The organism is Pseudomonas sp. SHLD1, assembly GCF_028640935.1.
GTDB classification, from domain to species: domain Bacteria; phylum Pseudomonadota; class Gammaproteobacteria; order Pseudomonadales; family Pseudomonadaceae; genus Chryseomonas; species Chryseomonas aestiva.
Genome location: NZ_JAQZAD010000014.1, coordinates 81,135 through 98,551, shown reverse-complemented (window position 1 = coordinate 98,551; position 17,417 = coordinate 81,135). Strand labels below are relative to the sequence as shown.

18 protein-coding genes and 1 pseudogene are annotated in these 17,417 nt (G+C 67.3%); 7 read left to right on the top strand and 12 right to left on the bottom strand.

What is annotated here, in order from left to right; translation table 11 throughout:
* Positions 1-89: 89 nt before the first annotated feature.
* Positions 90-680, top strand: coding sequence for an LON peptidase substrate-binding domain-containing protein (locus tag PVZ77_RS11070; protein WP_273806475.1), 591 nt, complete (start codon positions 90-92; stop codon positions 678-680).
* A 245-nt stretch (positions 681-925) separates the two neighbouring features.
* Here the strand turns inward: PVZ77_RS11070 and PVZ77_RS11065 are convergent, their stop codons facing one another.
* The gene (locus PVZ77_RS11065) at positions 926-1,465 is read right to left on the bottom strand and encodes a type 1 glutamine amidotransferase domain-containing protein (protein WP_273806474.1); all 540 of its coding nucleotides are present in this window, start codon (positions 1,463-1,465) and stop codon (positions 926-928) included.
* Between the two features lie 220 nt (positions 1,466-1,685).
* Between PVZ77_RS11065 and PVZ77_RS11060 the strand changes: the two genes are divergently transcribed.
* From PVZ77_RS11060 to PVZ77_RS11050, 3 genes are read left to right on the top strand one after another with little or no spacing between them, the layout of a single operon-like run.
* Positions 1,686-2,510 (top strand): HDOD domain-containing protein, encoded by an 825-nt coding sequence (locus PVZ77_RS11060; protein ID WP_273806660.1) that lies wholly within the window; start codon positions 1,686-1,688, stop codon positions 2,508-2,510.
* 26 nt (positions 2,511-2,536) lie between these two features.
* Positions 2,537-3,349 carry a bifunctional DNA-formamidopyrimidine glycosylase/DNA-(apurinic or apyrimidinic site) lyase gene (mutM, locus tag PVZ77_RS11055; protein WP_273806473.1) on the top strand — a complete coding sequence of 271 codons (813 nt, stop codon included), beginning with the start codon at positions 2,537-2,539 and terminating at the stop codon, positions 3,347-3,349.
* Complete coding sequence (locus PVZ77_RS11050; protein ID WP_273806472.1) at positions 3,346-3,720, top strand: c-type cytochrome; 375 nt, start codon at positions 3,346-3,348, stop codon at positions 3,718-3,720. Before mutM ends, PVZ77_RS11050 begins: the two co-directional genes overlap by 4 nt.
* A gap of 8 nt (positions 3,721-3,728) precedes the next feature.
* Here the strand turns inward: PVZ77_RS11050 and PVZ77_RS11045 are convergent, their stop codons facing one another.
* From PVZ77_RS11045 to PVZ77_RS11030, 4 genes are read right to left on the bottom strand one after another with little or no spacing between them, the layout of a single operon-like run.
* Positions 3,729-5,255: a DHA2 family efflux MFS transporter permease subunit gene (locus PVZ77_RS11045; RefSeq protein ID WP_133862577.1), complete on the bottom strand. Its 1,527-nt coding sequence runs from the start codon at positions 5,253-5,255 to the stop codon at positions 3,729-3,731.
* 54 nt (positions 5,256-5,309) lie between these two features.
* Positions 5,310-6,521: an efflux RND transporter periplasmic adaptor subunit gene (locus tag PVZ77_RS11040; protein ID WP_133862576.1), complete on the bottom strand. Its 1,212-nt coding sequence runs from the start codon at positions 6,519-6,521 to the stop codon at positions 5,310-5,312.
* Between the two features lie 16 nt (positions 6,522-6,537).
* Entirely contained in the window at positions 6,538-7,992 is a 1,455-nt protein-coding gene (locus PVZ77_RS11035; RefSeq protein WP_273806471.1) for an efflux transporter outer membrane subunit, read from the bottom strand.
* Between the two features lie 3 nt (positions 7,993-7,995).
* Positions 7,996-8,466: a MarR family transcriptional regulator gene (locus PVZ77_RS11030; RefSeq protein WP_273806470.1), complete on the bottom strand. Its 471-nt coding sequence runs from the start codon at positions 8,464-8,466 to the stop codon at positions 7,996-7,998.
* A gap of 183 nt (positions 8,467-8,649) precedes the next feature.
* Here PVZ77_RS11030 and PVZ77_RS11025 point away from each other — a divergent pair, with 183 nt between their 5' ends.
* Positions 8,650-9,588 carry an alpha/beta hydrolase gene (locus tag PVZ77_RS11025; protein ID WP_273806469.1) on the top strand — a complete coding sequence of 313 codons (939 nt, stop codon included), beginning with the start codon at positions 8,650-8,652 and terminating at the stop codon, positions 9,586-9,588.
* Between the two features lie 6 nt (positions 9,589-9,594).
* Here PVZ77_RS11025 and PVZ77_RS11020 read toward each other — a convergent pair whose 3' ends face one another.
* Positions 9,595-10,332 carry a DUF2059 domain-containing protein gene (locus tag PVZ77_RS11020; protein ID WP_144957080.1) on the bottom strand — a complete coding sequence of 246 codons (738 nt, stop codon included), beginning with the start codon at positions 10,330-10,332 and terminating at the stop codon, positions 9,595-9,597.
* Positions 10,333-10,510: 178 nt separating this feature from the next.
* On the opposite strand from PVZ77_RS11020, the gene PVZ77_RS11015 reads away from it, so the two are divergent.
* Both PVZ77_RS11015 and PVZ77_RS11010 read left to right on the top strand, forming a co-directional pair.
* Positions 10,511-11,143 carry a 2OG-Fe(II) oxygenase gene (locus PVZ77_RS11015; RefSeq protein WP_273806468.1) on the top strand — a complete coding sequence of 211 codons (633 nt, stop codon included), beginning with the start codon at positions 10,511-10,513 and terminating at the stop codon, positions 11,141-11,143.
* 32 nt (positions 11,144-11,175) lie between these two features.
* On the top strand, positions 11,176-11,670 hold the full coding sequence (locus tag PVZ77_RS11010) for a DUF523 domain-containing protein (RefSeq protein ID WP_273806467.1): 495 nt from the start codon (positions 11,176-11,178) through the stop codon (positions 11,668-11,670).
* Here the strand turns inward: PVZ77_RS11010 and PVZ77_RS11005 are convergent.
* From PVZ77_RS11005 to PVZ77_RS10985, 6 genes and pseudogenes are all read right to left on the bottom strand, one after another.
* A complete protein-coding gene (locus tag PVZ77_RS11005) occupies positions 11,667-11,867 on the bottom strand; it encodes a hypothetical protein (protein ID WP_273806466.1) in 201 nt (66 codons plus the stop codon). The two genes, PVZ77_RS11010 and PVZ77_RS11005, sit on opposite strands and share 4 nt — an antisense overlap.
* Before the next feature lie 122 nt (positions 11,868-11,989).
* Positions 11,990-13,348 (bottom strand): nucleobase:cation symporter-2 family protein, encoded by a 1,359-nt coding sequence (locus tag PVZ77_RS11000; protein ID WP_273806465.1) that lies wholly within the window; start codon positions 13,346-13,348, stop codon positions 11,990-11,992.
* Positions 13,349-13,461: 113 nt separating this feature from the next.
* Positions 13,462-14,187, bottom strand: coding sequence for a methyl-accepting chemotaxis protein (locus PVZ77_RS26080; protein WP_405046303.1), 726 nt, complete (start codon positions 14,185-14,187; stop codon positions 13,462-13,464).
* A 132-nt stretch (positions 14,188-14,319) separates the two neighbouring features.
* Positions 14,320-15,282 (bottom strand): annotated as a pseudogene (locus PVZ77_RS26075) (HAMP domain-containing protein); the annotation flags it as partial.
* A gap of 235 nt (positions 15,283-15,517) precedes the next feature.
* Positions 15,518-16,285, bottom strand: coding sequence for an ATP-binding cassette domain-containing protein (locus PVZ77_RS10990; protein ID WP_042137188.1), 768 nt, complete (start codon positions 16,283-16,285; stop codon positions 15,518-15,520).
* A complete protein-coding gene (locus tag PVZ77_RS10985) occupies positions 16,285-17,367 on the bottom strand; it encodes an ABC transporter permease (protein WP_273806463.1) in 1,083 nt (360 codons plus the stop codon). Before PVZ77_RS10985 ends, PVZ77_RS10990 begins: the two co-directional genes overlap by 1 nt.
* Positions 17,368-17,417: the final 50 nt, after the last annotated feature.

Sequence of the window (17,417 nt, the reverse complement as noted above, 5' to 3'; positions counted from 1 at the left end):
CCCGACCAGGCTCCCGCGCGTCGCCGCGCGGGAGCCTTCGGCGGCGCTCGATGCTCTATCCAGCAGGACCCTCAAGCCCCGGAGGTTTCATGACGCTGCCCCTGTTTCCGCTCAACACCACCCTGTTTCCCGGTTGCCGCCTTGATCTGCAGCTGTTCGAAGCCCGCTATCTGGACATGCTCGGTCGCTGCCTCAAGCAGGGCAGCAGCTTTGGCGTGGTGACCATCCTCGAGGGCCGCGAGACCGGTGCGGCGCCCAATCGTCTGGGCGCCTATGGCTGCGAGGCGCTGATCCGCGACTGGCAGCAGCAGAGCAACGGCCTGCTGGGCATCCGCATCGAAGGCGGACGGCGCTTTCGCCTCCTGAGCCAGGAAGAGCAACCCGATCACCTGGTGGTGGGTGAGGTGGAGTGGCTCCCCGAGACCGATCCCCAGCCGCTACGCGATGGCGACGCCGACCTGATGGCGCTGCTGGCGGCCCTGGCCCAGCATCCGATGGTGGCCAGCCTGGACATGGGCGGCGAGGTTGTCGACCGCCAGGCACTGGGCTGCCAGCTGGCCTACCTGCTGCCGTTCGAGGCGCACCTCAAGCTGGATTGGCTGGGCATGAGCGATCAGGGCCAGCGCCTGGCCGACATCGAGCGCCATCTGGTGGATCTGCAAGGTGATTTCCAGGCCTGAGAGCCTGTACATGATCTGCTGGGCGTAGGCCAAACGGCGTTTTAAAACGCCCTGGAAGGCCAACCCCGCCCGCGCCTTGTCTGGCGCTAGCTCGCAAGATTCCGGACAGGCTCCGGGCCCAAACGCCGGGCAAAAGAAAGCCCGCCGGGCAGGGCGGGCTAAAAGTGCTTTGGGGGCACTCGATAAGACTCTGGCACTTTGCCATAAGTTCAGTCTTATGAGATCAAAGTGCCAGTCTTGCTGATTCAGCCCGCCAGCAGCTTGATGAACTCGCGATTGAAGGCCGGAATGTCGTCTGGCTTGCGGCTGCTCACCAGTTGACCGTCGACGATGACCTCCTGGTCCTGCCAGGTGGCGCCAGCGTTCTTGAGGTCGTCCGTCAGCGAGGGCCAACTGGTCAGGGTCTTGCCCTGCACCAAGCCGGCGGAGATCAGCAGCCAGGCACCGTGGCAGATGACGGCGACCGGCTTGCCGGCGTCGGCGATCTGCTTGGTCAGCTGCTGGGCCTGCGCGTCGATGCGGATGGTGTCGGCATTGACCACGCCGCCGGGCAACAGTACGGCGTCATAGTCGCCGGCATTGGCTGCGGCGAAGGTGAGGTCCACCGGAAAGCTGTCGGCCGGCTCGGTGCCGTCCCAGCCGCGCACCTCACCCTTCTCGGCGGAGATGATGTGGGTCTGGGCGCCCGCCTGTTCCAGGGCTTGCTTGGGGCCGGTGAGTTCGGCCTGTTCGAAGCCGTCGGTGACCAGGATGGCGATTTTCTTGCCGTTCAGGGATGTAGCCATGGTTGCGGATACCTCGATAGTAATTCGGTCAGGCTAGCCTTTTGCCAGCGCTCCTGAATCCGGCTCGTTTTGCCGCTGCTAAGTTCCTTCGTCGCGCCCGATGGCATCGCCGAGCGGCGCGGAGTAGATTTGCGACATCCATCGCAGAGTAGTCCCCATGTCCCAAGCGTCCCCTCAGCTGACCGAGGAGCAGATCCGTCAGGCCCTGCAAGGCATCAGCATTCCCCCGCAGCCGCAGATCATGGTGGATCTGCAACTCGAACAGCTCATGCCCAACCCCGATCTCAAGGTCATCTCCCGCCTGATCGGCCAGGATCCGGGGCTCTCCGGTGCCCTGCTCAAGCTGGTGAACTCGCCGTACTTCGGCCTCAGCAACCGCATCACCTCGATCCAGCGGGCGGTCAACCTGCTGGGCAGCCAGTCGGTCATCAACCTGATCAACGCCCAGTCGATCAAGGGCGAGCTCACCGACGAGACCATCGTCATCCTCAACCGCTTCTGGGACACCGCCCAGGACGTCGCCGAGACCTGCCTGAGCCTGGCCAAGAAGACCGGCTATCCGACTCCGGACGAGGCCTATGCCCTGGGTCTGTTCCACAACTGCGGCATCCCGCTGATGCTCAAGCGCTTCCCCAACTACATGGCGGTGCTGGAAGAGGCCTATGCCAGCGTCAACGAGCAGGTGCGGGTGGTGGACGTGGAGAACCGCATCTTCAGCACCAACCATGCCGTGGTGGGCTATTTCATCTCCCGCTCCTGGCGCCTGCCGGAACACGTCGGCCAGGCCATCGCCAATCACCACAACGCCCAGTCGGTCTTCGACGAGGACTCTTCGGCCGACATCCAGATCAAGAACCTGCTGGCGCTGCTGAAGATGGCCGAGCACATCTGCCGCTGCTATCGCGCCCTCGGTGGCCAGGACGAGGATCACGAGTGGCAGGCCATCGCGCCGCGGGTGCTGGATCACGTCGGCCTGTCCGAGTACGACTTCGAGTCGCTCAAGGAAACCATCCTTGAAATGGGCAGCGGCCGGATCAATTACTAAGGCATCTGCAAGCCTCCTGGACCTCCATGCCCGAACTACCTGAAGTCGAAACCACCCGCCGGGGCATCGAGCCCCATGTCGTCGGTCAGCGCGTGCGCCGGGTCATCGTCCGCGATGGCCGGCTGCGCTGGCCGGTACCCGAGGACCTGGACGTGCGCCTCTCCGGGCAGCGCATCGAGGCCGTCGAGCGGCGGGCCAAGTACCTGCTGATCCGCGCCGAGAGCGGCACCCTGATCGGCCACCTGGGCATGTCCGGCAGCCTGCGCCTGGTGCCGGCCGACCAGCCGCCGGCCAAGCACGAGCACGTCGACATCGAGCTGGAATCCGGGCTGTCGCTGCGCTACACCGATCCGCGCCGATTCGGCGCGCTGCTCTGGACCCAGGATCCCCATGCCCATGTGCTGCTCTGCAAGCTGGGGCCCGAGCCGCTGACCGAGGCCTTCGACGGCGGTCGGCTGTTCGAGCTGTCGCGCGGGCGCAGCATGGCGGTCAAGCCCTTCATCATGGACAACGCCGTGGTGGTGGGGGTGGGCAACATCTACGCCGCCGAGGCACTGTTCGCCGCCGGCATCGATCCCCGCCGTGCCGCCGGCAGCGTTTCCCGGGCGCGCTACGAGCGCCTGGCCGAAGAGATCAAGAAGGTCCTGGCGCGCTCCATCGAGAGCGGCGGCACCACCCTGCGCGACTTCATCGGCGGTGACGGGGCGCCGGGCTATTTCAAGCAGGAGCTGTTCGTCTACGGGCGCAAGGGCGAATTCTGCAAGGTCTGCGGCACGGGCCTGCAGGAGATCCGCCTGGGCCAGCGCGCCAGCGTCTATTGCCGCAAGTGCCAGCGATGAGGCCCCTGGCCGGGGTGGTCCTGCTGACGCTGCTGAGCGGGGAGGTGGCCTGGGCCGATGCCGACAATGGCCGCAACCTCTTCCTGCGCCGCTGCCACAACTGCCATTCGGTGGGGCCGGGCGCCCAGTCCGGCTTTGGCCCCCAGCTCAACGACCTCGTCGGTCGCCAGGCCGGGAGCCTGGCGGGCTACAACTACTCCGACGCCATGCGCCAGGCCGGCTTCGCCTGGGACCGCGAGGCCCTGGCGGCCTTTCTGCGCGATCCCGAAACGAAGGTGCCAGGCACCAAGATGAGATTCTGGGGCATCGGCGATGCCGAGGACCTGCGCGACATCGCCGACTACCTGGAGACCCAGCCCGGCACTCCCTGAATGCCGGACTAGTGGTCGCCCCCACCGGCCCCCGGCTTGGCCGCGAAGGGCGGCTTGGCCAGCCAGATGATCAGGAACAGGCCCATGAAGATCCAGCCGAGCAGGGTGAAGTAGTCCACCGTGGAGAGCATGTAGGCCTGGCTCTCCACCACCTTGTCCAGCTGGGCATAGGCCTGCTGCGACGGCCCGCCGAGGGCGTCCAGGTAATGCTGGGTGGCCGGGCTGTAGACGGTGACGTCCTCGGTCAGCTGGGCATGGTGATGGATGGCGCGGCGCTGCCACAGCCAGGTGGTCAGGGAGGAAGCGAAGCTGCCGCCGAGGACCCGCAGGAAGGTCGCCAGGCCGCCGCCATCCGCCAGCTCCGACGGCTTGAGGCTGGACAGCAGGATGCTGGTGGTGGGCATGAAGAACAGCGCTACGCCCAGGCCCATGAAGGTCTGCACCTCGGCGATGTGGCGATAGTCCACCTCGTTGTTGAAGGTGGCGCGCATGAAGCAGGATGCCCCGATCACCAGGAAGGAGCCGCCGGCCAGCAGGCGCAGGTCGGTCTTGTGCGCGAACTTGCCCACCAGCGGCGAGAGGATCACCGGCAGGATGCCGATGGGCGCCGCCGCCAGACCGGCCCACACCGGGGTGTAGCCGAGCTGGGTCTGCAGCCACTGGGGCAGCAGCAGGTTGATGCCGAAGAAGCCCGAATAGCCCAGCACCAGCGCCAGGGTGCCAAAGCTGAAGTTGCGATAGCGGAACAGCCGCAGGTTGACGATGGGGTGCTTGTCGGTCAGCTCCCAGATCACCAGGGCGGTGAGGGCCACGGCGGAAAAGGCCGCGCCCAGGCAGATCAGGTTGGATTCGAACCAGTCCAGGTCGTTGCCCTTGTCCAGCACCACCTGCAACACGCCCACACCCAGCACCAGGAGGATCAGCCCGACATAGTCGATGGGCTGGTGCACCAGCTTTTCCGGCTTCTTGCCCAGCTGGCTCCAGACCACCAGGGTGGCGAAGATGCCGATGGGGATGTTGATGAAGAAGATCCACGGCCAGCTGTAGTTGTCGGTGATCCAGCCGCCGGCGATGGGGCCGATGATGGGCGCCACCACCGTCACCATGGCCAGCAGCGCCAGGGCCATGCCGCGCTTGGCCGCCGGGAAGATCGCCAGCAGCAGGGTCTGGGCCATGGGATAGAGCGGGCCGGCGACGAAGCCCTGCATGGCGCGGAAGATCACCAGCTCGGGCATGGAGGTGGCGATGCCGCAGAGAAAGGAGGTGATGACGAACAGCACCACGGCGGCCATGAACAGCTTGACCTCGCCGAAGCGGCGCGCCATCCAGCCGGTCAGCGGCAGGGCGATGGCGTTGCTCACGGCGAAGGCGGTGATGACCCAGGTGCCCTGTTCCGAACTCACCCCGAGGTTGCCGGAAATGGTGGTCAGGGCGACGTTGGCGATGGTGGTGTCGAGCACCTGCATGAAGGTGGCCAGGGACAGGCCCACCGTGGCGAGCACCAGGCTCGCCGGGCGAAAGGCGTTATCGCTCATGACGGATTACCAGAAGGGGTGGACGGGGAGGCTCCCCAGGAGCCTCCTTGGCTGTCAGCGCTTGGCGACGCCCGCGGCACGCGCCGCCGGACCGTTGTTGTGAACGATCTGCTGGATCAGCTGATCGGCATCGGCCAGCTGATGGTCGTAGACGTCGGTGCTGTAGCGCGGCTGCTGCGGCGTGGTGGTGGGCAGGCGCGCGCCGTCCTGGTCGTGCAGGTCGACGTCGACCACGGTCGACAGGCCGATGCGCAGCGGGTGCTTGTCCAGGTTGTCGCCTTCCAGGCGGATCCGTACGGGCAGGCGCTGGACGATCTTGATCCAGTTGCCCGTGGCGTTCTGCGCCGGCAGCAGCGAGAAGGCGCTGCCGGTACCCACGCCCAGGCTTTCCACCACGCCGCGATAGCGCACGTCGTCGCCATAGAGGTCGGAATGGATTTCCACCGGCTGGCCGATACGCATCTCGGCGAGCTGGGTTTCCTTGAAGTTGGCGTCGATCCAGATCTGGTCCAGGGGCACTACGGCCATCAGCGCCGCGCCGGGCTGCACGCGACTGCCGACCTGCACCGAGCGCTTGGCGACATAGCCGCTGACCGGCGCCACCAGGGTGCTGCGGGCATGGTTCAGATAGGCCTGGCGCAACTGGGCGGCGGCGGCCTTGACGTCCGGGTGCGAGGCGATCTCGGTGTCGTCCACCAGCGCCTGGTTGGTGTCCAGTTGCTGCTGGGCGGAGGTCAGGGAGCTCTGCGCCGCGACCAGGGTGTCCCGGGCATGGGCCAGTTCTTCCTTGGAGATGGCGCCGCCCTTGGCCAGTTGCTGGCGGCGGGCGTAGTCGGCGCGGGCCCGTTCGACCTCGACGCGCCGCGCGGCCACCTGGGCCTTGTAGCTGTCGACGTTGCTGTACAGGCCGCGCACCTGGCGCACGGTCTTGGCCAGATTGGCCTCGGCGCTCTGCTGGGACACGGCGGTGTCGCTGGGGTCGAATTCCACCAGCGGCTGGCCCTGACGCACGAAGTCGCCATCGTCCACGGCGATGCGGGTCACGGTGCCGACGACCTGGGGCGTGATCTGCACCAGGTTGCCGTTGACGTAGGCATCGTCGGTGCTGGCATGGAAGCGGCCATAGAACAGGTGGTAGCAGTAGACGCCCACGCCAGCCAGGATCACCACCAGCAGCAGAAGCAGCAGGAGGACCTTGCGTTTGCCGGAGCGCTGCGGTTTCTGCTCCTGGGCATTGTCGTTGGGGGTTGCGGCGGAATCGGCCATGGTCGGGCTCTCGGTATCAGTGTGTGGCCGCTGCGGCGGGCGCCGGCGGCAGTTCGGACGGTTGGAAGCCGCCACCCAGGGCCTGCATCAGCAGCACGCCGCTGTCGACGCGATCGGCCTGGAGGCTGGCCAGCTGGCGCTCGGCCTGCAGCAGTTGCTGCTCGACGGTCAGGGCGTCGAGGTAGTTGCCAATGCCAGCGCCATAGCGCTGCATGGCGATGTCGAAGGAGCTCTTGGCGATGTCGCGGGCCCGTTGCTGCTGGACGATCTGCTGATCCAGCGAACGCTGGCGGGTGATGGCGTCAGCGATGTCGCCCAACGCCTGCACCAGGATCTGGTTGTACTGGGCCACGGCCAGGTCGTAGTCGGCGTCCCGGCTGGCGAGATCGGAACGACGGCGACCGCCATCGAAGATCGGTAGTGACAACGCCGGCCCCACGTTGAAGAAGCGCGCCGGACCGCCGAACAGGGCATCGCCAAGGATGGCCTTGCTGCCGGCCGCTACCGTGAGGTTGAGGTTGGGATAGAAGTTGGTCTTGCTGGCGGCGATGTCCTTGCTCGCGGCCTCCACCCGCCAGCGGGCGGCGATCAGGTCCGGGCGGCGACCGGCCAATTCGGCGGGCAGCTGGCCGGGCAGGTTGACCGCGGCGGGAGCTATCAGCTTCGGCCGCGGAATCTCGGCGCCACGGTCGGGCCCCTTGCCCAGCAGCACGGCGAGGCGGATCTGCGCCGTACGCACCTGCTGCTCGGCGGCGGTGTGGGCCGAGGCCGAGCTGGCTTCCAGGCTCTGGGTCTGCTGCAGCTGGTAGTCGCTGTCGAGACCGGCGTCCACCCGGCGCTGGGCCAGATCGAGCATGCCGCGCGTACGCTCCAGGTCCTGCTGGGCTACGTCCATATTGGCGTAGGCCAGGCCGAGTTGGTTGTAGGCGCGGCTGACGTTGGCCGCCAGGGTCAGGCGGGCGGCCTGGCGATCCACCTCGCCGGCGCGAGCGCGGCCGAGAGCGGCTTCCCAGGCGGCGCGCTGGCCACCCCAGAGGTCGAAGCTGTAGCTGCCGCTCACATCGAACTGGCGCAGCGTGCTGTAGCGTTCGCCCTGGCCGACGGGATCGTCCGGCCGTGCGAGGCGCGAACGGGTGACGCCGCCACTGGCGTCGATCTGCGGATAGCGGTCGGCATCGGCAGCGAGTACCGCGGCATCGGCCTGGCGGCTGCGTGCATCGGCTTCCTGCAGCGAGGGGCTGTCACGCAAGGCCTCGCGGATCAGGCTGTCGAGTTGCGGATCGCCCAGCCGGGTCCACCAGTCGGCGCTTGGCCACTGGGCGGGGGAGAGGCAATCGCTGGCAAAGGTGGCTTCGCCCTTGAGCGTCGCCGGATCCACAGCGCGCCCCTGGGTGTGCAACCCCTCGGACGACACGCAGCCGGCCAGCAGCAGGGCGGCGCAGAGGGCGGTCAATGGCAGGCGAAAGGTCATGGGTCAGAGGTCTCCAGAGGTCTCCGGCAACAGGCCGGAGGGGCTGAGCAGGCGGCGGAGCAGGCGTTCAAGGTCGTCCAGCTCCTGGCGGTCCAGGCACTGGGTAAGGTCGTTGAGGGCGTCGACGCCGATCTGCATGAGTTCACTGCTCAGGGCCTTGCCCTGTTCGGTCAGTTCCAGGCGCACCTGGCGACGGTCGCTCAGGCTGCGCACGCGGCGCAGCAGACCCTTGGCTTCCAGACGATCGAGCATGCGGGTCATGGCGCCGCTGTCCAGCGACAGGCAGCGGCTGAGTTCGGCCGGGGTGTCGGTCAGGTCGCGGGCGAGCAGCAGCAGCACCTTGAACTGGGCAGCCGTGATGTCGTAGGGCACCAGGTGACTGTCCAGCAGGCGATCCTTGTACTGATTCGCCAGGTGGATCAGATGGCCTACGGAATAGCGCAGGGGAAAGTTGCTACGGTCGAAATGTGACATTGCAGTATCTGCCCAGGCAATGAAGCGGATCCAGAATACTGCCTAGGCAGTGAAATATTCAGACACCTCTGCGCAGGGGAGAGTTGCGCATTTTGAAACAATTGGAAAAGTCCTTTGGCGAAGCCTTGTCCTGTAGCGGCCCGGACGTCGATCATGGGGGGCAACTTCGCCGTGAACCGAGCCATGACGCCTCATTTCGATCTAGACCGCCTGCGCCAGGCCCTGGTGCCCTTGCAGCATGACCTGCCGCCGGATCCCGACCACCAGGCCTATCGCCGCCATTACCGCCTGGCTGACAGCCTCGCGCGGCCGGAGGTGACGGTGGCCCTGGGCGCGCTGGCCGCCGGCGGCTACCGGCTCGCGGTGCAGGGCTGGTGGCCGCGCGAGCCGCGGGGCAGCCTGCTGATGCTGCATGGCTACTACGACCATATGGGCCTCTATGGTCACGTGGTGGACTGGGCCCTGTCACGGCGGTTGGCGGTGCTGGCCTGCGACCTGCCCGGACATGGCCTGTCGAGCGGGGCCCGCGCCAGCATCAACGACTTCGCCGAATACCAGACCGCCCTGGCGGCCCTGATCGCCGAGGCCCGGCGCCTGGACCTGCCGCGGCCTTGGCACCTGCTCGGCCAGAGCACCGGCGGCGCCATCCTGCTGGACTATCTGCTGCGCGGTGAGCCCGCCCCCGAACTGGGCGAGACGATCCTGCTGGCGCCCCTGGTCAGGCCCCACGCCTGGCGCCAGGGCCTGTGGACCTATCGCCTGGTGAAGCCCTTCGCGCGCGCCCTGCCGCGGCGCTTCTCGGTGAATTCCGGGGATCCGGCCTTTCTCGACTTCCTGCAGCGGGACAGTCTGCAGCCACGCGAGCTGCCGGCGCAGTGGGTGGGCGCCCTGGCGCGCTGGATTCCGCAACTGGAGAGGGCGCCGGCCAGTACCCGGAGCCTGCTGGTGATCCAGGGCGAGCAGGATTTCACCGTCGACTGGCGGCACAACCTGGGAGTGCTGGAGGCCAAGTTCGCGCGGCCCGAGGTGCTGCGCCTGCCGGAGGCGCGGCACCATCTGGTCAACGAGACCGAGGCCCTGCGCCAGCGCTATTTCCGCTGGCTGGACGACCGTCTCGCCTGAGCCGTCCTACTGGCCGCCGCCACCCAGGCCGGCGCGCAGGGCAGCCACGGCGGCGCGGTAGTAGGCGCTGCCATTGGCCGAACTGGCGAAGTCGGCGAACTGGCCGAGTTCGCTGTCGTTCAGGGTGCGATAGACATAGAGCAGGGTGTTCTCCAGGTCACCGGCATTCATCTGCTGGATGAATCGCTGGCGCTGCTGCTCGATCATGCCTCCGGACTGCTGCTGGCCCATCAGGCCCGGCAGCATCGAACTCAGGCTGTCGGCGGCGAGGCCCGCCAAGGCCACGCTGACCTCGGCCCCGGCTTCGCGCACGGGCAGGGCGGTGGCCAGGCGCTTGGCCTGGGCACGCCGGGCCGGACTGGCCTGCATCTGGGGTACGCCATTGGCGTTCTTGGCCAGTTGATCGCTGCGAGTGGCGGCGATTTCCGCGGCGACCACCTTGCGTCCCACCGGTGACTGGAAAAACTGCAGTGCGGGGCCGTCGGCAGGCAGGCTCTGGCGCAAGGCGGCCAGGGCGCGCTGATCGATGGCCGCGGCGGTGTAGCGCTTGTTGCTGTTGTCCACCAGGCTCTGGTAGAGCGCCGGCGGCAGGCTGTTCTGGTAGCGCTGCTGGGCAGCCTGCAGGGCGTCGCGGAAGTGTCCGCGCTGCTCGGGCCAACCTGCGGCCTGATAGAGACTGACCGTATCGTCGGCCAGGGCGGGCAGGCTGATGGCGAAAAGCAGGGAAGCGAACAAAACGCGCATGGACACCTCGGGCAGCGGCGCGGAGCCGGAAAGTCCGCCATTGTCGGCAACCCCAGGCTGGCTGTCGAGGCGCTCATCCCGGGCATTCGTCGCCTGGTCAAGGCAGGCGCGCAGCCGTGGCCGACTTCTCTTACACTCGGCATCCCGCCGGCCTGGCCCGGTTCTGACGGTTTCCGCGATGGCTCTGCACCCCGAGCATCCCCTACTGCAACGTATCGTCGACGATCTCGCCGAGCACGGCTGGTCACGGCAGAGCATCTTCCTGCCCCTGGACCTCACTGCCGAGCTGGCCGCCGAGTGCCGGTTGCGCCACGCCCGCGGTGAGCTGGAGCGCGCCGGCATCGGTCGCGGCGAAAGCCCGCTGATCCGCGAAGGGGTACGAGGCGACCATATCGCCTGGCTGGAGCCGGACGATGCCCATCCCGGCGTGCAGCGCTATTTGCAACTCATGGACACCCTGCGCGAGGCCTTCAACCGCTCCCTGTTCCTGGGGCTGGAAGACTACGAGAGCCACTTCGCCCTCTATCCGCCCGGCGCCTTCTATGCACGCCACCTGGATCGCTTCCGCGACGATGACCGGCGCATGGTCTCCCTGGTGCTCTATCTCAACGACGCCTGGTTGCCGGAGCAGGGCGGCGAGCTGCGGCTCTATCTGGACGAGCAGCGCCAACAGGATGTCCTGCCCCTGGGCGGCAGCCTGGTGTGCTTTCTCTCCGGCCAGCTGCCCCACGAGGTGCTGCCGGCCACCCGCGAGCGGCTGTCGCTGACCGGCTGGTTCCGCCGGCGGGGTGACAATCCGCTGCAGGCTTAGGTAGGTAGACTGGCGGCGGACCGGGAGGACACATGGAAAAGATACTGGTGAGTCGCTGCCTGCTGGGGCATCGGGTGCGCTATGACGGCGGCGCCCACGGCCCCTTCGACCTGCTGGCGGTCTGGCAGGCGCAGGGCCGTATCGTGCCGCTCTGTCCGGAAGTGGCCGGTGGCCTGCCCACGCCCCGTCCGCCGGCGGAAATTCCCGGCGGCCAGGGTGGCGCAGTGCTCGACGGTCGGCTGCCGGTGGTGACCGATGGCGGCGAGGACGTGACCCTGGCCTTTGTCGCCGGGGCCGAGGCCGCGCTCGAACTGATCGCGCGCCATGGCATCCGCCTGGCGGTGCTCAAGGCGCGCAGTCCGTCTTGCGGCAATGTGGAAAACTACGACGGCAGCTTCAGCGGCACCCGGGTGGCGGGCGAGGGCGTCACGGCGGCGGCGCTGAAGCGCGCGGGCGTCGCCGTCTTCAACGAGACCGAGCTGCATGAGGCGCAGCGCCTGCTCGCGGCGCTGGAAGGCAAAGCCTAGAGGGTCTCCGGCTGGCGGCCCAGCAGACTCTGGAAGTGCGCCTTCTGTACGAAGCAGCCCTTGGGAAAGCGCCAGCCGACCAGTTCGCCCGGCCGCTTTTCGAGGTTCTGGGCAAAGACGGTGGCGCCCATGGCACGCGCCAGGACGGCATATTCGCGCAGCGGGACCTTAACGACAGGAACATCCGGGCTGATCATGGGCGCTCTGCTGGGTGGGTCGCCCACGGTCGAAACGACGATCGCGGCAAGCCCACAGGTGACTTGCCAGGCTTATCGGCATCCCTGCGCGGAACTTCAGCCCGCGGATGAAAAAGCCCGGTCTAGTCGGCGGCTCTGGGCGTCTCCGGCAGGAACCAGTTCATCAGCAGCGCGCACAGGCCGCCGGTGGCGACGCCGGATTCCAGTACCGCTCTCAAGCCGGCCGGCATATGGGCGAGAAATTCCGGTACCTGGGAAATGCCCAGTCCCAGCGCCAGGGACACGGCGATGATCAGCAGCGCGCGTCGGTCCAGCTCGACGCTGGCGAGGATGTTGATCCCCGAGGCGGCGACCGCGCCGAACATCACCATGGCCGCGCCGCCGAGCACCGGCTCGGGCACTGCCTGGATCACCCCGGCCACCGCCGGGAACAGCCCCAGCAGGACCAGGATGGCGGCGATCCACAGGCCGACATGGCGACTGGCGATGCCGGTCAGCTGGATCACCCCGTTGTTCTGCGCGAACACCGAGCTGGGAAAGGTGTTGAACAGCCCGGCCAGCAGCGAGTTGGCGCCGTTGACCAGCACCCCGCCCTTGATCCGCTGCATCCATAGAGGACCTTCCACCGGTTCGCGGGAGACCTTGCTGGTGGCGGTGATGTCGCCGATGGCCTCCAGCGAGGTCACCAGGTAGATCACCAGCAGGGGCACGAACAGCGACCAGGAAAAGCCCAGGCCGAAGTGCAGCGGCATGGGGATCTGCACCCAGGCGGCCTCGTGCATGCCGGTGAAATTCAGCCGACCCAGCCAGGCTGCGAGGGCATAGCCCAGCAACAGGGCGACGACGATGGCGCTGCTGCGCAGGCCGCGCAACGGGAGACGATTGAGCACCACGATGGTGGCCAGCACGGTGCCCGACAGCAGCAGGTTCTCGCCGTTGGCGAAGGTGCCGTTGCCCAGTGCTGCGAAGCCGCCGCCCATGCTGATCAGGCCGACCTTGATCAGCGTCAGGCCGATCATGAGGACCACGATGCCGGTCACCAGCGGGGTGATGAGGCGCTTGACGAAGGGCAGCACCCGCGACACCCCCATCTCGACGAAGGAACCGGCCATGACCACGCCGAAGATGGCCGCCATCACGGCTTCCACCGGGGTGCCGTTCTTCACCATCAGGGCGCCCCCGGCGATCAGCGGGCCGACGAAGTTGAAGCTGGTGCCCTGGACGATCAGCAAGCCGGCACCGAAGGGCCCGAAGCGACGACACTGGACGAAGGTGGCGATACCCGAGATCACCAGCGACATGGATACGATCAGGTTGGTGTCGCGCGGCGAGACGCCCAGGGCCTGGCAGATCAGCAGACCGGGGGTGACGATGGGCACGATGATCGCCAGCAGGTGCTGGATGGCAGCGAGCAGGGCGATCAGCGGGCGCGGTCGGTCCTGGGGACCATAGAGCAGTTCGGAGCGGGAAGGCTGGGACATGGGCGGAGTCGTCGCGGAAAAAGCGCCGATCTTACCGGATGCTCGCCCCGTGGCGCAGGGTCTTCGGCCAGGACGCAGCCGCCGGCCCGGAGGCGGCGGCTGTGTTTGCGTGGTTACAGGATGAAGCGGGCCACGTCGCGATTGAGGTCGGCAGCGTGATGCTGCAGGGAGCGCGACTGGCGTTCCGAATCCTCGGCGCCGCTGGCCAGGGTGTCGCCGAGGCCCTTGATGGTGATGACGTTGCGAGTGATCTCCTCGGTGACCGAGGTCTGCTCCTCGGCTGCCGTGGCGATCTGCAGGGACATCTCGGAGATGACGCCGGCACTCTGGGCGATCTCTTCCAGAGCGCTGGAGGCGCGTTCCACGTCGGCGACGCTGCGCTCGGCGATGGCCATGCTGCTGTCCATGCGCTGCACCGCCTGGCGGGTCATCTGCTGCAGGGTGCCGATGGTCTCGTTGATCTCCCGGGTCGACGCCTGGGTCCGCTGCGACAGTGTCCGCACCTCGTCGGCGACCACCGCGAAGCCCCGGCCATGCTCGCCGGCGCGGGCCGCTTCGATGGCCGCGTTGAGCGCCAGCAGGTTGGTCTGCTCGGCGATGCTCTGGATGCTGTCCAGCACCTTGGCGATGGCCTGGGAGTGGTGGTCCAGTTCGCCGATCACCCGGGTGGCGTCATCCACTTCCCGGGCCAGGCTGTTGATGGATTCCTTGCTGGTCTGCACCAGGGTCAGGCCCTGGGCGGTGCTGTCGGAAGACTGGCGGATGGCCTCGGCGGTCTGCTCGGCATTGCGGGCGATCTCCTGGGTGGCGGAAGCCATTTCCGTAACGGCCGTGGCCACCAGGGTGATCTCCTGCTGCAGGCGACCCAGCTCCTGGGTGGCCGCGGCGCTGCGTTGCAGGACCTTTTGCGATTCGGCGTCCACGCTCCGGGCATGCTGGCGCACGCCACCGATCAGGCCGTGCAGGCTGGCCACGAACTGATTGAAGTGGCCGGCCAGACCGCCGACCTCATCGGTGCTCTGTACGGCGATGCGGCGGGTCAGATCGCCCTGGCCATCGGCGATCACCTGCAGGCCGCTCGAGACCACGCCCAGGGGCCGGAGCAGATAGCTGCACAGCAGGTTGATGAGCAGCAGCGAGCCACCCAGCACCACGGCCAGGATGGCGAGGCTGATCCACAGCTGGCGTTGCAGCGGTGCCATGAGCACGCCGCTGTCGACGATCATCACCAGGGTTTCGCCATTGTGATTCATGGGCGCGGCATAGAGGCGCTGGCCGGCGGCGGTTTCGACATGGCGCTCGCCGGGCGCCTGGGCCAGGCGCTGGAGGGTGTCCGCGTCGAGCTGGGGAAAGAGTTCGGTGATCGGCTTGGCCAGCAGGGCGGCGTCCTCGTGGCCCAGGACGATGTTCTGGCCGTTGACCAGCACGGCGCTGCCGGCGCCCGGTAATTGCACGCGCTTGAGCTGGTCGAGGATGTCGCTGATGCTGACGTCCGCGCCAAGGATCGCCGTGGTCTTGCCCGCCGACTGCAGCGCCCAGCCCAGTGACAGCACGTTCTGCTTGGTCGCCGCCGCCACGGTGGGAATGGAAAAGAACACCTTGCCGGGATTCTGCTGCGTCTGCTGGTACCACAGCCACTTGCGCGGATCATTGTTGTCCGGCGGCAGCTGGACGCCATTGGCATTGACCTGGCTGCCATCGCTCCGGGCATAGAAGACGTTGTCGAAGGCGCCGGAGTTCTTGACCTGGTTGAGCCCGGCCGGAAGGTTCGCCTCCTGGGTGTCGGCGGCCAGGGCGCCCAGCGCCGCGGCCTTGCCGTCCAGCCACTGGCGAACCCCGCCGTTGAAGACGAAGCTGACCGTTTTCAGCTGCTCGACCGTGGAGGCTTCCAGCGCCGTTCGGGTATTGAAGAAGTTGATGGTGGTAAGACCCACCCCCACGACCAGGACGGCCGCGGTGGCAGACAACGAGAGTTTCTGTTTCAACGACAAGGCAGGCACGGCGGGGTGACTCCGATAATTAATTAATTGTCGGACTTTATCGGTGCCTGCCGGAGATAACTTGAGCGGCCAGTCAGGTTTTTGCGGTGGGGCCGGACCAAGGGCGATCAGGCAGGCCCCGGGTCTCCCGCTCAGCCGTAGCCTGGGAGCGCCGGGGCCTGGCCTACGCCTAGGCGGCGACCGTCTGGGCGCCGGTCATCAGCGCCACGGCGTCGGCCATGGAGTGCTGGCGCGGATCGATCACCGTCAGCCGGCGACCCAGGCGATGGATGTGGATGCGATCGGCGATCTCGAACACATGGGGCATGTTGTGCGAGATCAGCACGATGGCGATGCCGCGGGCGCGCACATCGAGGATCAGCTCCAGCACCTTGCGCGACTCCTTCACCCCCAGCGCCGCGGTGGGTTCGTCGAGGATGATCACCTTGGAACCGAAGGCCGCCGCCCGGGCCACGGCTACGCCCTGGCGCTGGCCACCGGACAGGGTTTCCACCGCCTGGTTGATGTTCTGGATGGTCATCAATCCCAGTTCGGAGAGCTTTTCCCGAGCGATGCGCTCCATTTCCTTGCGGTCCAGGGTGCGGCAGAGGGTGCCCAGCAGCCCCGGCTTGCGCAATTCGCGACCCAGGAAGAGGTTGTCGGCGATGGACAGCGCCGGCGACAGCGCCAGGTTCTGGTAGACCGTCTCGATGCCGGCCCGCCGCGCCGCGATGGGCGAGGCGAACTGCACGGGCTGGCCCTCGAAGCGGATCTCGCCTTCATCGGGCCGCAGGGCACCGGAGATGGCCTTGATCAGCGAGGACTTGCCGGCGCCGTTGTCGCCGATCACGGCGAGGATTTCGCCGGGCAGCAGGTCGAAGTCGGCGTGGTCGAGGGCGGTGACGCGGCCATAGCGCTTCACCAGGCCACGGGCCATGAGCAGGGGTTCGGTAGTCATCAGCTGGCCGCCTTTCTGATCCATTGGTCGATAGCCACGGCCGCGATGATGAGCGTGCCGATCAGCAGATAGGTCCATTGCACGTCGGTGCCCAGCAGCCGCAGGCCGAGGGCGAAGACGCCGACGATCAGGGCGCCGAACAACATGCCGAGGATGGAGCCGCGGCCGCCGAACAGCGAGATGCCGCCGATCACCACGGCGGTGATGGACTCGATGTTGGCGAACTGGCCAGCGGTGGGCGAGACCGAGCCGATGCGGCCGATCAGCACCCAGCCGGCGAAGGCGCAGATGAGCCCCGACAGCCCGTACACGGTGATCAGCATGCGGCGGACGTTGACCCCGGCCAGTGCCGCGGCCTCGGGATCGTCACCCACGGCATAGAGGTGCCGACCCCAGGCGGTGTGGTTGAGCACGTACCAGAGCAGGGCGACCAGCACCACCAGGGCGATCACGCCATAGGTGAAGACCGCGCCCCCCAGGCGGAAATTGTCGCCGAACACCTGCAGCAGCGGCGCGGTCGCGCCGATTTCCTGGGCGCGGATGGTCTCGTTGCGCGAATAGAGGAAGTTGGCCGCGAGCACGATCTGCCACATGCCCAGGGTGACGATGAAGGGCGGCAGCTTGATGCGGGCGATCAGCCAGCCGTTGGCCATGCCGCACAGGGTGCCCACCGCTAGGCCGCAGAGGATCGACAGCTCCACCGGCAGGCCGTAGCGGAAGGTGAACTGGCCCATGACCACCGAGGACAGCACCATGATGGCGCCTACCGAGAGGTCGATGCCGGCGGTGATCACTACCAGGGTCTGGGCCGCGCCGACGATGCCGGTGATGGCGACCTGCTGCAGGATCAGGGTGAGGGCGAAGGCGGAAAAGAACTTGCCGCCCAGCAGGGCGCCGAAGATGGCTAGCGACAGCAGCAGCACCAGCAGTGATACCGCCGAGGGGCGCGAATGCAGGAAGTGACGGAATTTGACCAGCGGGCTGCGCTCGTCACGGGCGAAGGAGGCGACCTCCGTGGCACTGTGCTTGAGCACCTGTTCGAAAGGCTGGCCGGACGGGGAGGGCGAGGTCGGATCGCTCATGGCAATCTCCTGAGAGCGGGAAAGCGGCCGAGAGTCGATCGCCCGCGCCG